General features: G+C 62.4%; 12 protein-coding genes, 1 tRNA gene and 1 pseudogene. 5 read left to right on the top strand and 9 right to left on the bottom strand.

Annotated elements, in window-relative coordinates:
* Positions 1-253: 253 nt before the first annotated feature.
* The 3 genes from K3F44_RS14580 to bglX all read right to left on the bottom strand — a co-directional run bounded on the left by K3F44_RS14580 (position 254) and on the right by bglX (position 5,733).
* A complete protein-coding gene (locus tag K3F44_RS14580; RefSeq protein ID WP_220632481.1) occupies positions 254-1,588 on the bottom strand; it encodes a sigma-54 dependent transcriptional regulator in 1,335 nt (444 codons plus the stop codon).
* Positions 1,582-3,339: an ATP-binding protein gene (locus tag K3F44_RS14575; protein WP_220632480.1), complete on the bottom strand. Its 1,758-nt coding sequence runs from the start codon at positions 3,337-3,339 to the stop codon at positions 1,582-1,584. Before K3F44_RS14575 ends, K3F44_RS14580 begins: the two co-directional genes overlap by 7 nt.
* Positions 3,340-3,441: 102 nt before the next feature.
* On the bottom strand, positions 3,442-5,733 hold the full coding sequence (gene bglX / locus K3F44_RS14570; protein ID WP_220634190.1) for a beta-glucosidase BglX: 2,292 nt from the start codon (positions 5,731-5,733) through the stop codon (positions 3,442-3,444).
* Here bglX and K3F44_RS14565 point away from each other — a divergent pair.
* The 4 genes and pseudogenes from K3F44_RS14565 to K3F44_RS14550 all read left to right on the top strand — a co-directional run.
* Positions 5,717-5,872 carry a hypothetical protein gene (locus tag K3F44_RS14565; RefSeq protein WP_220634220.1) on the top strand — a complete coding sequence of 52 codons (156 nt, stop codon included), beginning with the start codon at positions 5,717-5,719 and terminating at the stop codon, positions 5,870-5,872. The two genes, bglX and K3F44_RS14565, sit on opposite strands and share 17 nt — an antisense overlap.
* Before the next feature lie 80 nt (positions 5,873-5,952).
* Positions 5,953-6,570 carry a hypothetical protein gene (locus K3F44_RS14560; RefSeq protein ID WP_188036595.1) on the top strand — a complete coding sequence of 206 codons (618 nt, stop codon included), beginning with the start codon at positions 5,953-5,955 and terminating at the stop codon, positions 6,568-6,570.
* Between the two features lie 97 nt (positions 6,571-6,667).
* Positions 6,668-7,894, top strand: a complete 1,227-nt coding sequence (locus K3F44_RS14555) for an SAM-dependent methyltransferase (protein WP_220632479.1) — start codon at positions 6,668-6,670, stop codon at positions 7,892-7,894.
* Positions 7,895-8,208: 314 nt separating this feature from the next.
* Positions 8,209-8,448, top strand: a pseudogene (locus K3F44_RS14550) (hypothetical protein); the annotation flags it as partial.
* Positions 8,449-8,458: 10 nt separating this feature from the next.
* Here the strand turns inward: K3F44_RS14550 and K3F44_RS14545 are convergent.
* The 3 genes from K3F44_RS14545 to K3F44_RS14535 all read right to left on the bottom strand — a co-directional run bounded on the left by K3F44_RS14545 (position 8,459) and on the right by K3F44_RS14535 (position 11,750).
* Entirely contained in the window at positions 8,459-8,824 is a 366-nt protein-coding gene (locus K3F44_RS14545; RefSeq protein ID WP_150572204.1) for a DUF4880 domain-containing protein, read from the bottom strand.
* Between the two features lie 51 nt (positions 8,825-8,875).
* Positions 8,876-9,892, bottom strand: a complete 1,017-nt coding sequence (locus tag K3F44_RS14540) for a DUF4917 family protein (protein ID WP_101321913.1) — start codon at positions 9,890-9,892, stop codon at positions 8,876-8,878.
* A 154-nt stretch (positions 9,893-10,046) separates the two neighbouring features.
* On the bottom strand, positions 10,047-11,750 hold the full coding sequence (locus K3F44_RS14535; RefSeq protein ID WP_101321912.1) for a SulP family inorganic anion transporter: 1,704 nt from the start codon (positions 11,748-11,750) through the stop codon (positions 10,047-10,049).
* Between K3F44_RS14535 and K3F44_RS14530 the strand changes: the two genes are divergently transcribed.
* Positions 11,749-11,916, top strand: a complete 168-nt coding sequence (locus K3F44_RS14530) for a hypothetical protein (protein WP_220632478.1) — start codon at positions 11,749-11,751, stop codon at positions 11,914-11,916. The genes K3F44_RS14535 and K3F44_RS14530 overlap by 2 nt on opposite strands.
* Positions 11,917-11,965: 49 nt before the next feature.
* Here the strand turns inward: K3F44_RS14530 and K3F44_RS14525 are convergent.
* The 3 genes from K3F44_RS14525 to K3F44_RS14515 all read right to left on the bottom strand — a co-directional run bounded on the left by K3F44_RS14525 (position 11,966) and on the right by K3F44_RS14515 (position 14,103).
* Positions 11,966-12,039, bottom strand: a tRNA-Gly gene (locus tag K3F44_RS14525).
* A gap of 154 nt (positions 12,040-12,193) precedes the next feature.
* Positions 12,194-13,078 (bottom strand): alpha/beta fold hydrolase, encoded by an 885-nt coding sequence (locus tag K3F44_RS14520; protein ID WP_220632477.1) that lies wholly within the window; start codon positions 13,076-13,078, stop codon positions 12,194-12,196.
* A gap of 335 nt (positions 13,079-13,413) precedes the next feature.
* Positions 13,414-14,103, bottom strand: coding sequence for a pseudouridine synthase (locus K3F44_RS14515; protein ID WP_150572206.1), 690 nt, complete (start codon positions 14,101-14,103; stop codon positions 13,414-13,416).
* Between the last annotated feature and the right edge of the window lie 31 nt (positions 14,104-14,134).

The following is a 14,134-nucleotide window of genomic DNA, read 5'->3' as shown; positions in this document are numbered from 1 at the left end:
GTTGTTTTTGTGGAGCGCGCCGGAGCGCTGCTTGAGAAGGGGTAGTGCAGGAGGTGTGCCAGTTAGAATTTTCGGGCTGCTTTGCAGCCCCTTCGCGACGCAAGGCCGCTCCCACAGACGGCGGCGCCAGAAGGCTTGTGGCTTTTCTGTAGGAGCGGCCTTGCGTCGCGAAAGGGCTGCAGAGCAGCCCCCGATCTCACTCGGAATAGGCAGATTCACGCCTACCCATAGCAGCCAATAAGCAAGATTCCGCCTATCCCCGTTCGAGAAAATCCTCCCGCACCAGCCCATGCCGCTGCATCTTCTCGTTGAGCGTGCGTCGCGGCAATTGCAACGCCTCCATCACTGCCTTGATCTCACCCCCAGACTGGCGCAGCGCCGCCCGCAAACACTGTGCCTCGAATGCCTCTATCTGCTCAGCCAGCGACGGGCCAACGGCATCGCCTTCAGGCCCGCTCGACCCCAGCCCCAGGGCATGCCGTTCAGCAGCGTTGGCCAGCTCGCGGACATTGCCTGGCCAGTCATGGCTGAGCAGCTGCGCCAACTGCGCACCGGTCAACGGCGGCACACTGCGTTGCAGACGCTCAGCCGTTGTGCGAGCGAAGAAGTCGAACAGCAGCGGAATATCTTCACGCCGCTCGCGCAGCGGCGCCAGGCGCAGTTCAGCCACGTTCAGGCGGTAGGCAAGGTCTTCGCGAAAACGCCCGGCGCGGGCTTCTGCGAGCAGATCCGGCTTGGTTGCGGCAATGATGCGCAGGTCGACGCTGATGCTCTGGTTGGCGCCCAGGCGTTCGAGTTTCTGCTCCTGGATCACCCGCAACAGCTTGGCCTGCTGGGCCAGCGGCATGCTTTCGATCTCGTCGAGAAACAACGTGCCGCCGTTGGCATATTCCAGCTTGCCGATGCGTTTGCCTTGAGCGCCGGTGAAGGCGCCGCTCTCATGGCCGAACAACTCGGCCTCAAACAACGCTTCGGGGATTGCCGCGCAGTTGAGCGCGACAAATGGCTTGGCCGCGCGCGGGCCGAAATCATGCAGGCAGCGGGCAACCCGCTCCTTGCCGCTGCCGGTTTCGCCGCGCAGCAGCACGTTGACCGGCAGGTTGGCCAGGTCGAGAACTTGCCGGCGCAGCTGCTGCAGGCCCTGGGACATCCCCAGCAGCGTAGTTTCCAGGCGCGCCTTGAGGTCGGCCTGCTCATGCAGGCGGCGGTTCTCCAGCACCAACTGGCGTTTTTCCAGGGCACGGCGCAGGCTGCCGAGCAGATGCTGCGGGGTGAACGGTTTTTCCAGAAAGTCATAGGCGCCGCTGCGCATGGCCTCGACCGCCATTGGTACATCACCGTGGCCGGTCAGGAGAATCACCGGCAAGTCCGGGTCGCGTGCCTGCAGCTCGGCCAGCAGTTGCAGGCCGTCCATGCCGGGCATGCGTACATCGCTGATGATCACCCCGGGGAAGTGCTCGGGCAGTTGCGCCAGGCACTCATCGGCGCGCGCGAACAGTTGCACGGCAAAGCCTGACAGGCCCAGCCACTGTTCCACCGCGCTGCGGATGCTGGCTTCGTCATCGACGACTATCACTGAGTTCAACATGCGGGCTCCTGGTCACGCGGCAGTATCAGGCTGAAGCGAGCGCCGCCGGGCAGATTGTCGACCTGTAGCTGGCCGCCGGCTTCGCGGACGATGCCATAGGAAATGGCTAGGCCCAGGCCAAGCCCTTCGCCCACCGGTTTGGTGGTGAAAAACGGATCGAAGACCTTGGCCAGGTCGGCCGAGTCGATCCCACCGCCGGAATCGAGCACGCTCAGGTGCCAGTCATTGGCGTGGTTCTCGATGCGAATCTCCAGCCGTTTGTAGCGTTTGTCGGCCATCGCATCGAGGGCATTGTGTAGCAGATTGATCAGCACCTGCTCCAGGCGAATGGCATCGCCGCGTACCCACGCTGGGCGAGCCAGGTACAGCGCTACTTCGACCTCTTCGCTGCGGATGCGGGTGTCCAGCAAGTGCAGCGCCTGATCGACCACCGTAGCAAGATCCAGCCGTTCGCGCAGGCCGCCAGGGCTGTTGCGGGCGAAGGTTTTCAGGTGGCTGGTGAGCGCTGCCATGCGCGTGAGCATCTGCTCCAGTGGCTCCAGCGCCTGACGCGCTTCGTCATGGCGACCGTGGTCGAGCAACAGCCGCAGGGTCTCCAGTTGCATGCGCTGGGTGGTCAACGGCTGGTTGATCTCGTGCGCCAGCGCCGCCGACATCTGCCCCAGCGCGGCCAGCTTGGCCGATTGCACCAGGCCCTCCTGGGCCGTGCGCAATTGCCGGGTGCGTTCTTCGACCTGACGCTTGAGCGCCTCGCGGCTGCGCTGACGCAAGCGGGCCAGACGCATACGCTGGCTGACGAACAGGATCGCGAACACCAGGCTCAGCCAGATGGCTGCAGCGGCCAGCCCGGCATTGCGCACGTCTTCGCTGACCTGCGGCTTGCGCAGCAAATGCAGGGTCCAGCCTTCGCTGGGCAATGGCAGACTCTGCCACAGGTACTCGACCGGGCCGTCAGGGCCTTGCATCCGGCTCAGTTGGCTGTGATCGTCGAAGCGGGTCAGTGCCTGGTGTTGCAGCGCCAGCAGTGGCTGCTTGTCGTACTGGCGGGTGGCAGCCAGTTCGGCTCGGTCAGCCCCGGACAGCGGGCTCAGTTCGCGGTAGCGCCAGCCGTCCTGATTGGCAATGAAGATGATCCCGCGGGCATCGCTGACCAGCAGCACATCACTGCCCTGACGCCACTCGCGCTCAAGTTCGGGGAATTCCAGCTTGACCACCATCGCCCCGAGGAAACGTCCTTGCAGGTCCTTGACCGCGCTGGAGAGGAAATAGCCCGGGATACCACTGGTGACGCCGACAGCATAGAAGCGCCCGCTGCCTTGGCTGCGAGTCTGTTTGAAGTAAGGCCTGAAGCCGTAGTTGGAGCCTACATAGGTACTCGGCAGGCGCCAGTTGCTGGCGGCGACGGCGAGACCGGTGTGATCGAGCAGCTCCAGGGTCGAGGAATCGGCCGCGCCGTTGATCCGCTCCAGCTTGATATTGAGCGCATGCTGAACCGCCGGCTCGACCGGCCCTGCCAGCGCGGCGATCAGCTCCGGGTCCAATGCCAGCACTGCCGGCAGGGCGCGATAGCGTTCGATCAGGGTGTGCAGCGAGTTGGCATACAGGCCCAGTTGTTGCGCCGCACGCTGGGCGTCGGTCTGCATCGAATGGCGTTTTGCGTGATGCATCGCCCAGCCAGCACTGAGGGCAGTGCCGAGCAGGATCAGCAGCACGACCAGGCCCAGACGCAAGGCTCGAAACGAAGAAGGCATGGGGGCGGTTCCTGAGAGGTTCAGCTGAGCCAGAGGTCGCCGCTGGCGGCCTTCATTGCGGTGTAATCATGCAGTGAAGTTGCCGCGGCGCCAGGGGCCGAGTTACAGCAGTTCGAAGCTCTGCTGCTGCACCGCTTCAGAGTCCAGGCCGACCTGAACGTTGAACTGGCCGGGCTCGGCGACCCGCTGCAACTGACTGTTGTAGAACTTCAGGTCATCCTCACTGATGTTGAAGCTGACAGTGCGCGACTCACCCGCCTTGAGCAGCAACTTGTGGAAATTCTTCAGCTCTTTGACCGGGCGGCTCATCGACGCGCTGACGTCCTGCAGATACAGCTGTACCACAGTCTCGCCGTCACGCTTGCCAGTGTTTTTCACGGTGACCTTGGCCTGCAAGGTGTCGCCACGCTTGAGGGTTTTGCTGTTCAGGCTCAACCCGGACAGTTCGAAGCTGGTGTAGCTCAAGCCGTAACCGAACGGATACAGCGGGCCATTGGGCTCTTCGAAGTATTGCGAGGTGTAATTGCCCGGCTTGCCTGGTGTGTACGGCCGACCGATGCGCAGGTGGTTGTAGTACATCGGGATCTGCCCGACCGAACGCGGGAAGGTGATCGCCAGTTTGCCCGACGGATTGTAGTCGCCAAACAACACGTCAGCGATGGCGTTGCCGCCCTCGGTGCCGCTGAACCAGGTTTCCAGCACGGCGTCGGCCTGTTCCCGCTCCCAGTCAATCGACAACGGCCGGCCGTTCATCAGGACCAGCACCAGTGGCTTGCCGGTGGCTTTCAGCGCCTTGATCAGGTCACGCTGCACCGCCGGGATTTCCAGGGTGGTGCGGCTTGACGACTCGTGCGACATGCCGCGCGATTCACCGACTACCGCCACGACCACGTCAGCCTGTTGTGCGGCCTTGACCGCTTCGTCGATCAGCACCGCAGCAGGGCGCAGGTCGTCGACGATTTCCGGAGCATCGAAATTGAGGAAGTTCAGGTAATCGACCATCGCTTTGTCGCCGCTGACGTTGGCGCCCTTGGCGTAGATCAGTTTGGCCTGGTCGCCAACGGCGCGGCGCAGGCCTTCGCGCACGGTGACCGAGCGGTTTGGCCGGCCAGCGGCGGCCCAGCTGCCCATCATGTCGATCGGTGCATCGGCCAGTGGGCCGACCACGGCAATGGTGCCGGCCTTGCGCAGCGGCAGGGTCTGCTCGCGGTTTTCCAGCAGCACCAGGCTCCGTCGGGCCACATCCCGAGCCGCGTCACGGTGCAGGCGCTGGTCGGCATACACGTCCTTGGGGTCATCCTTGGCCTGGCCGATACGCAGGTACGGGTCTTTGAACAGGCCCATCTCGTACTTGGCACCAAGCACTTCGCGCACGGCCTGGTCCAGTTCGGCCTGGGTCACTTCGCCCGATTTCACCAGACCCGGCAGTTCTTCGGCATACAGCGAGTCATTCATGCTCATGTCGATGCCGGCCTTGATCGCCAGCTTGGCCGCTTCGCGGCCGTCCTGGGCCACGCCGTGGCGGATCAGTTCCTGAATCGCGCCGTGGTCACTAATGGTGACGCCCTTGAAGCCCCAGTCCTTGCGCAGCAGGTCGTTCATCAGCCAGGTATTGGAGGTGGCCGGCACGCCGTTGATCGAGTTCAGCGCGACCATCACGCCGCCTGCGCCGGCATCGAGGCCGGCGCGGTACGGCGGCAGATAGTCGTTGTACATTTTCGGCAGGCTCATATCGACCGTGTTGTAGTCGCGCCCGCCTTCCACCGCGCCGTACAAGGCGAAGTGCTTGACGATGGCCATGATGCTGTCCGGGTTGGCCGGGCTGCTGCCCTGCAACGATTCGACCATGACCTGGCCGATCCGCGAGGTCAGGTAGGTGTCTTCGCCAAAGCCTTCGCTGGTGCGGCCCCAGCGCGGGTCACGGGCGATGTCGACCATCGGTGCAAAGGTCATGTCGATGCTGTCGGCAGCCGCTTCAGCGGCCGAGGTGCGGCCGACCTTGGCGATGGCCTGCATGTCCCAGGTGGCCGCCAGGCCCAGGCTGATCGGAAAGGTGGTGCGGTGGCCGTGAATCACGTCATAGGCAAAGAACATCGGGATCTTCAGGCGGCTGCGCATGGCGGCGTCCTGCATCGGCCGGTTCTCGTCGCGGGTGATCGAGTTGAAGGTGCCGCCGATGCGCCCGGCAGCAATCTCTTCGCGGATCTTCTCGCGCGGCATTTCCGGGCCGATGCTGATCAGGCGCAACTGGCCGATTTTCTCGTCGACGCTCATCTGGCTGATCAAGTGCTCGATGAATGCCTGCTTGTCCTGCAGGGGCGGGGCAGCAGTGGCGGCAAACGTTGCCTGACTGGCGAAGGCCATGGCCAGGCCGAGCATGGACAGTTTCATCATCAATTCCGTATTGGAGGCCTGGGTCATGGCCACACGAATGCGTGTGGCCGAAGGGTTCAGGCGGCTATTGTTCTTGGCCAAAGGCGATCGTTTATTGATCTGCCCTACAGCATTGGCGGCTGCGGTGGATTATGCCTGATGTCTGGTAGTTGTTGAGATACACTCGCGCCAGCCCGGTGCCGGGACAACAACTATAAGAACGATCGAGAGACCAACGGCATGAGTGTGTTTACCGAATATGAGCAACGGCTGGTCGCCGAAGCGATAGCCCGAGCCGAACGGCGTACCGACGCCGAGCTGGTCAGCGTGCTGGCGCGGCGGGCGGACGAGTTTGCCTACCTGCCGCTGTTTTGTGCGGCGCTGTTGGCATTGCTGGTGCCGGGGCTGCTGCACCTGCTGCTGGGCTGGCCAGGCGTGCGCGGCCTGCTGGTGGCGCAACTGGTGATCTTCGTCGCCCTGTGCCTGCTGCTGCGCCACCCACGGCTGGGGCATCGGCTGATGCCCAGGTGCTTGTGTCAGCGCACTGCGCTGAGCCTTGCGCGCCAGCAATTTCGAGCCCTTGAACGGCAACGTGATCACGGCACCAGCAGCTTGCTGATCTTTGTCAGTCAGGCCGAGAACTTTGTCACGATTCTGACCGACCGCGGCATTGAACAGCACTTCGACCCGCGTGTACGCGCCGCGTTGATCGCCCGCTTTACCGAGCAGGTCCGCCAGGGTCAGACCCTACAGGGCTTTGTCGAGTGCATCGACGCCTGTGCCGAGCAGCTCAGTCGACCATTGCCGGCCACCCAGCGACGTAACCAACTGCCCAATCGATTGGTGATCCTGGACTAACCACGGCTGTCGAGAAAACTTCGCGAAGGCCGGGCGGCAACGTAGAATGCCGGCCACTGCGCACTGCGCTCCCGGTTATTCGAGGCCCCACCGTCCCATGCCTGCCACGCCTTCCACTTCGTCTGCGGCTGATCCGCTTGCCCAGTTTCTGCGTCTGCTGGCCGACTCGCTGGAGGCCGGCAGCCTGGCCAAGCTGGTGCTGGCCAAGCATGTTGGCGCCGAGCAAAGCCTGCAGCGGATCATTGCCAAGCCGCTGCTGATCAAAGGCCAGCCCAGTCTGTCCCTGGTCTATCGCTATGAGACCCGCGACATCACCCGCAATCTGCCCAACCAGCAGGTTCAGGCGCTGGTCGCCGAGCTGCTGCCGGCGAGCTTTCGCAACGCCCACCTGTTCACCAGCGAAGGTGAAGTGCAGTTGGCCTTCAGCAAGAAGGGCAAGCCGATGCTGCAGCGCCATCTCGCGCAGCCAGCACGCGAGGCAGCCTCGGCAGGGCATGACCGCGAGAAGAAACGCTACCTGCAACTGACCCGGCCGTTTTTGCGTGATCTAGGCGTTACCGACGCGCAGTCCGCGTTGATCCCGTCGATGTCGCGCAAGTGGAAGCAGATCAACAAGTTCATCGAAGTCTTCGACCACGCCCTCACCAGCGCACCACTGGCTGCCGAGCAGCCGCTGAAAGTCGCCGATTTTGGTTCAGGGAAGGGCTACCTGACCTTCGCCATGCACGACTACCTGAGCAACACCCTTGGCCGCCAGGCGCAGGTGACCGGCGTCGAGTTGCGCCCGGACATGGTCGAGCTGTGCAACGCCGCAGCGGCACGCCTGGAGCATTCGGGCCTGGTGTTCGAGTGCGGTGACGTGCGCAGCGTGGTGCCCGCCGCCATCGACGTAATGATCGCCCTGCATGCCTGCGACATCGCCACCGACTATGCCATTCATACCGGCATCCGCTGCAACGCCGCGATCATCATGTGCTCGCCGTGCTGCCACAAACAGATCCGCCCACAACTGCAAAGCCCCGGCTTGCTGCAGCCGATGCTGCAATACGGCCTGCACCTCGGCCAGCAGGCCGAGATGCTCACCGACAGCCTGCGCGCGCTGTACCTGGAAGCCTGCGGCTACGAGACCAAGGTGTTCGAGTTCATCTCGTTGGAACACACCAACAAGAACAAGATGATCCTTGCGGTCAAGCGCAAGCAGCCGGTGGATGCCACGGTGTTGCTGGAGAAAATTGCCGAGCTCAAGCGCTTTTATGGGGTCAAGGAGCACTGCCTGGAGACGTTGTTGCAGGCCGATGGGTTGATTGCTGTTGTGGGGGAATAACCAACAATTGGCTGTGTCCGAAGCATCCTGACACTGCGTAGGACCGTTCCTGAGCTGACTTGCTACGACCCTGCTTCGGTTTTCTCACTGTAATGTGATCACGGCAATGACAACAGCGATGAGTGTCGGTGCGGTGAATTCTGCGTGGCATGTATCTGGAGTACACCCAAGAATCCAGACACGTTTGCGCGTCAGATACGACGAATCGTCGACAACTGCGTTGTTCATCGTCGCAGCATTGATCACGCAGGGAGAGAGTCAAAGTGACGGAATATATCTTCACGCTCAGATACCAGTTCACCCACGATCAGGACATGGATGGTCTGCTGGAGCGTCTAGGCGCGTCGGGATGTGATGACGCTATTGTCGGAGTCGGCCAGCCAGGCCGGCTGGCGCTGGAGTTCGCACGCGAGGCGGGATCCGCTCAGGATGCAGTGCATAGCGCCCTTGCGGACGTGCAGCGAGCCGTCCCTCAAGCCCATCTTGTGGAAGTAACTCCCGACCTGGTTGGGTTAACCGATGTCGCGCAGGTTGTCGGCGTGTCTCGGCAAAGCGCCTAGCCCTTTAATCAGCTGAACTAGCCTTTGCGGGCAACTGACTTGCCCGGATGTCTGCGCTCTGTAAAAAAAGCCCGTGGGCTTCCGGGCTTGCGGTCATAACGGCACAGGCCACGCCCACTGCAGCAATCATCACCAGCCGCCGTGGTGATCGCTGCGCCACAGGCGCGGGCGGATGGGCGGCGTGCTTGAGCGCTTCCAGGTCCTGCCACAGGTGTTCGAGCTGGCGATAGGCGCGGGCATGCTCCGGGTCGCGCAGCCACTGCTTGAACGCCTTGCGATTATGCCTTGATGAGTCATAGCGATTGCGCACCAGCCAGCCTGCGGCCTGAGCATCGATCGAGTCTGCCTCGAAATCGTCTAGCGGGTTCATCTGCCGGGTTCCTGCGCTCGTTACTGTTTACCGCTACCGTGCGCTCGCCGGTCAGCGCCGGCGGGCAAAGTCGGCAGGCACTTCGACTGCCAGGTCTGGGGCGCCGAGAGGATGACTGCTGGCGTCGAAGAAATGCAACGAGGTCTCGTGCATATCGCCGAAACGCTGCAGAAAGTGCTGCTTCTGGTTGATGATCGACGCCTCGCTCAATGGCCGAATGGCAATGCACAGATGAGCCGGGCGGGCCTGGCGGATGGCATCGAGCAGGTGTTGATCCGTGCTGTCCAGATGCTGGCCGAACAGGCACAGGCCCTCTCGTTCGCTTGCCAGCTGGCCAAGGCCCCAGCTCAGGTAATCCGAACTGCGAATGGCGCGCAGCTTGTGCTCGCTGCGGTCTTCGTTGATGAACAGCGGCACCTCGCCGGGAATATTTACGGCAAAGCCGTCAAGCAACTCACCGTTTTCGGCGCTGCGCTGGCGCGTGCTGCCGTCTGGCAGCTTGAGCAGGTGCAGGCCGCCGTGCAGGTGCAATACCCGGGTGCCCTCGGCGTGAGTGCGGCGGACATCGAAAAAACCTTCTTCGTCGAACAGTGCAGCAAATCCTTCGGGCGCCTGTCGTACTGCCCAAGGCACAAGCAGATCGTAGTTACTGGTGTAGACGCTGCGGTAGGCCCTGAGCGCCTGATTGATCGCACTCAGGTTGGCGCTGGGCAGCAGCGGCCACGGGATGTGCACCGAGCGGATCGCGTGAATCAATGCTTCCTTGATCGAGTAATAGCGATTGAGCGGCGCAGTCGAATTGATCGCCAGCGCGGCGTTGGCCCGCACGGTAGTATTGAGCGTGCTCAGCAGCGGCTCGAACAGCTCGCTGGCCAAGGCTTTGAACAAGGCCTGGTCACTGACGCCCAGGCCTTTGTGACGAACCTTCTGTGCCTGCTCGAACAACGAAAAATAACCAAACGGCTTCCACAGTGCACGGCTGGCGCCGTTGCCCAGGAGCAGGGCCTGGCACGGCTGGCGTTGCTCGAGCTCGGGCCAGGAAGTCAGGTGGGCGTCAACTGGGGGCATGCGGGGTCCGTGGTTTGGCAGGGAAACGCCGCGACTTTAGCATGCTCCGGCGATGTGCTGTATTCGCCCTGCGGCACCGTGCGCTGCGCAACTGTGAGGGTATTGCAGCTTCCCAGTGCACCGCCGGTTGCAGCAGTTAACGCTGCGTCACCGGCTAGGGCTGCTGCGCGGTGGCCTGACGTTCGCGGTTGCTCCACACGCGATAAGCACGAATACCGGCGCGCACTGAGCCAAACAGCAGCTTGTCTTCCATTTCCCGGGCCATGCCTGAGCGCACCAGCATGCGCAAAAACGTCCCACGTGCCCGCGCAATGGCGAAATGAATACCTTGCGCGGCGAGGGTGTCGCGTACTTCACGCAGGGCGGCGATACCGCTGACATCGATGCTGCTCACCGCTTCGGCATCGAACAGCACCGCGCGCGGCTGGCTGTCGCGTTGCACTGCCTCAAGCAGGCGCATCTTGAAGTAGTCGGCGTTGAAGAACAGGATCGCGTCATCGAAGCGATACACCACCAGGCCCGCTACCGTGCGCGCGTCGGGGTGTTGGCGCACGTCGACCTGGCCTTCGATCCCCGGTGCCCAGCCCAGCACGGCATCGGTGGGTTGATAGATGCTGTAGAGCAAGCGCAGGATGGCCAAGGTCACCGCGAAGATGATCCCGGGCAGCACGCCCAGACCAAGCACACCAATCGTGGTCAGCAGGCACAGCCAGAACTCGAAGCGGCTGAGCCGGTAGATCTTGCCCAGCGAACGCACATCGATCAGCCCCCAGCCGGCCATCAGCAGCACGGCGCCGAGCACCGCCTGCGGAATCCAGGCCATGGGCGCAGTGAAGAACAGCAAAATCAATGCAATCACCAGCGCGGCGATGATGCCTACCAGCTGGCTTTTGCCACCGACCATGTCGTTGACTGCCGTGCGCGAGTCGGCGCCGCTGATGGCAAAGCCTTGGGAGAACCCGGCAGCCAGATTGCTCACGCCCAAGGCAACGAACTCGTGATTGGCATTGATCGCATAGCCATGCCGCGCGGCGAAGCTGCGTGCCGTGAGCATGGCACTGCAAAAGCTCACGGTGGCGATCCCGAGGGCATCGCGCAGCAGGCTCTTGGTTTCTGCCAGAGAGCTCTGCGGCCAGGCCAGTTGGGGCATGCCGCCGGGCACCGGGCCGAGGATGGCGACGCCAAAATGGTCCAGGCCAAATACCCCCGCAATCAAGGTGAACAGCACTACGGTCACCAGCGCTGCCGGCAGGCGCGGGTAGCGCCGTGGCAACCCGATCAGCAGGCCCAACCCGGCCAAGCCAATCACCAGTGTCAGCCAGTGGATTTCACCCAGGCGCTGGGCGAAGTTGATCAGGCTGAGGATAAATCCGTCACCTTCGATCTTGAAGCCAACCACTTTGCTCAGCTGCCCGGCGATCAGGCTCAGGCCGATACCATTGAGGTAGCCGATCAGGATCGGTCGCGAGAAGAAACTGGCAATGAACCCTGCGCGCGCCACCCCGGCGGCAATCAACATGACCCCGACCAGCACGGTGACGATCACCGACAGCTCGGCAATGCGCTGTGGATCACCCAGCGCCAACGGCGCCACGGCCCCGGCGATCATGGCGCAGGTGGCGGCGTCGGGGCCGACCATCAACTGCCGAGAGCTGCCGATCAGGGCGTAGACGATCATCGGCAGCACACAGGCATACAGCCCGTACTGCGGCGGCAGGCCGACGATCTGCGCATAGGCGATAGCGATCGGAATCTGGATCGCAGCGACCGACAAGCCAGCCTGTATGTCGGCGTGCAGCCACTCGCGGCGATAGTGCAGCAGGTTGGCCAGGCCCGGGAGCCAGCGGGAGAGAAACATGCGCAGTCCTTTGGAAATGTTTCACACAATGCACGAGCTTATCCGCCTGCTGCGTTTGGTGTGCAAGCTTTTTGCGCGCAGCGCGTTGCAGCCGCCAAGGGCCGGCAAGGTCTGCAGCAAATCGATGGAAGGGCAGAAACGAAAAAAGGAGCCGGGGCTCCTTTAGGCAGGCGATGACATTGCGCAAATGTCATGCGGTGCAACGGTGGACGAGGTGGAGCGGGTAGAGGGAATCGAACCCTCGTCGGAAGCTTGGGAAGCTACTGTTCTACCATTAAACTATACCCGCTTTACGCGTACATCCTTGCCAGCGAAGCGGCGTGCGCTTTGCAGCTCGACTTTGTACCAGAACCCTCTGGTGAATAAAAGCCCAGCCTTGAAATTTAGCTGTCCGGCGGCTTGTTGCGCGTGGCTTTGGCACGGGCAAAAGCACGCCGGCAGGCTCAGATCGCCAATGCATGCTGGCCCTGCACATAGTGACTGCGCGGGCGCGGCTCGCGTTGGCTCGGTTTGAGGAAGCCAAGCATGGCGCTGCGTTGTGCATCGCTGGCGGTCTTGTGTTCCATGTCGAGGAAATGCCCGGCGCCGTTGATCACGCTGAAGTGGCTCTGGCCGACATGACGGCCAAACTGGCGGGCGTCATCGGCGGTGGTGTACTCATCGCGATCTCCGTTGATGAACAGCACCGGGATGGCAATGTTGGCCGCGCTCTTCAGTGCCCGCTCCAGGTCATGCTGCAGCACTTGATTGATGTGAAACAGCATCTGCGCATATTCGTGGCTGTCGAGGCTGCTGACGTGCCGGTAATTGAAGCGTTTGAACAGCGACGGCAGGTGCTTGCCGATGGTGTCGTTGACCAGGTTGCCGACCTGGTAGCGATCGCAGGCGGCGAGGTATTCGCAGCCGCGCTCGAGGTATTCGCGCATCGGTTCGTTGATCACCGGCGAGAACGAGCTGACGATGGCCTTCTTCACCGGTCGGGGCTGGTGCGCCAAGGCGAGCAGGGTGCAGGCGCCACCCCAGGAAAACGAAGCGACATGGTCGGCCTGGAAGTGCTCGATCAGCTCCAGCAGGATGTGTGCCTCGGTTTCTTTGGTCAGCAGCCGCTCGTGGTGATTATGCGGTTTGGACTTGCCGGCATAGGGCTGGTCATACAGCACCACATTGAATTGCGGGTGCAGGCTGCGCACTGTCTGGGCGAACGAAGCCGTGGTCGCCAGCGATCCATTGATCAGGATGATCGTCTTCTCGGCGCCGTCGGCGCGATGCAACTCCGTGTAAACCCGATACTGACCTTGGATATCAAGTACAGCGATTTCTGGCCTCATGTCATCGACTCCTGGCGCAAAAAGGGTATTCGCGTCACCTAGGGTGCACGTTCTTTATGACAGGTAGGCATACGCCTGAAGAGGTTGCAGAGCCCGGTGTCGATCCTTCGCACACGTGTCGACGCTGTTGTTGTAGGCGGGGCAATCTGCCGTGCCCCCAAGGTAGCGAGACCTGGGGTGGCCAGCAAATAGGTGTCTTGGACTGCAGGTGTGACTGGTGAGTCACATGCGGACTGACGATTTCGATTCAAGCAGCCCGACGTCATTCCCGCAAGTGCCATTGAGCAATTGGTGAATAAAATCGCTCGGCGGTCTGCGCTGGAGATGCTTGCTGTTTACAGAGCGATTTCGTCGGCTGTCAGTGGCCGGAATTCGCCAGGGGCCAGCGTGGGGTCGAGATGGATGCCGCCCATCGACTCGCGATGCAGGCCAACGACCTTGTTCTGGAAATAGCCAAACATGCGCTTCACCTGGTGATAGCGACCTTCGACAATCGCCAGCCTGGCCAGTCGAGGGCCGAGCACATCCAGCTGGGCGGGTAGGGTGGTAAGGTCTTCGAAGGCGAAGTAGAAGCCCTCGCTGAACTTGGCCGGGTAGTGCGCACCGATCTCGTCTTCGGTTTCGACGCGATAGACCTTCGCCAGTTTTGTGCTTGGTTGCGTCAAGCGCCGTGACCACTGGCCGTCATTGGTCAGCAGGAGCAGCCCGGTGGTGTTGAAGTCCAGCCGCCCGGCAATATGCAGGTCAGCGCGCAGCTCGGCCGGGAGCAGGTCGAGCACGGTCCGGTGCTGCGGGTCATGAGTGGCGCTGACACAGCCGGCCGGCTTGTGCAGCATCAGGTAGCGCGCCGAGCGACCGACCTGATGCACCTGCTGATCGACCTCGACCCGGCTGAACTCGCGAACCTCGTGCAGTGGGTCCTTGCTGACCTGGCCATCCACGCGCACACGCTGCTGGGCCAGCAGCAGGCGCACCTGCTGGCGGTTGTAGCAGGGCAGATTGGCGAGGAAGCGATCAAGGCGCATGGCGGCAACAGCACAGGAATTGGCCGCGCAG

Origin of the sequence: Pseudomonas sp. S07E 245 (genome assembly GCF_019599025.1) — a bacterium.
GTDB classification, from domain to species: Bacteria; Pseudomonadota; Gammaproteobacteria; order Pseudomonadales; family Pseudomonadaceae; genus Aquipseudomonas; species Aquipseudomonas shirazensis.
Note: the sequence above shows the minus strand (reverse complement) of the source record. Positions and strands in the feature narration are given on the sequence as shown.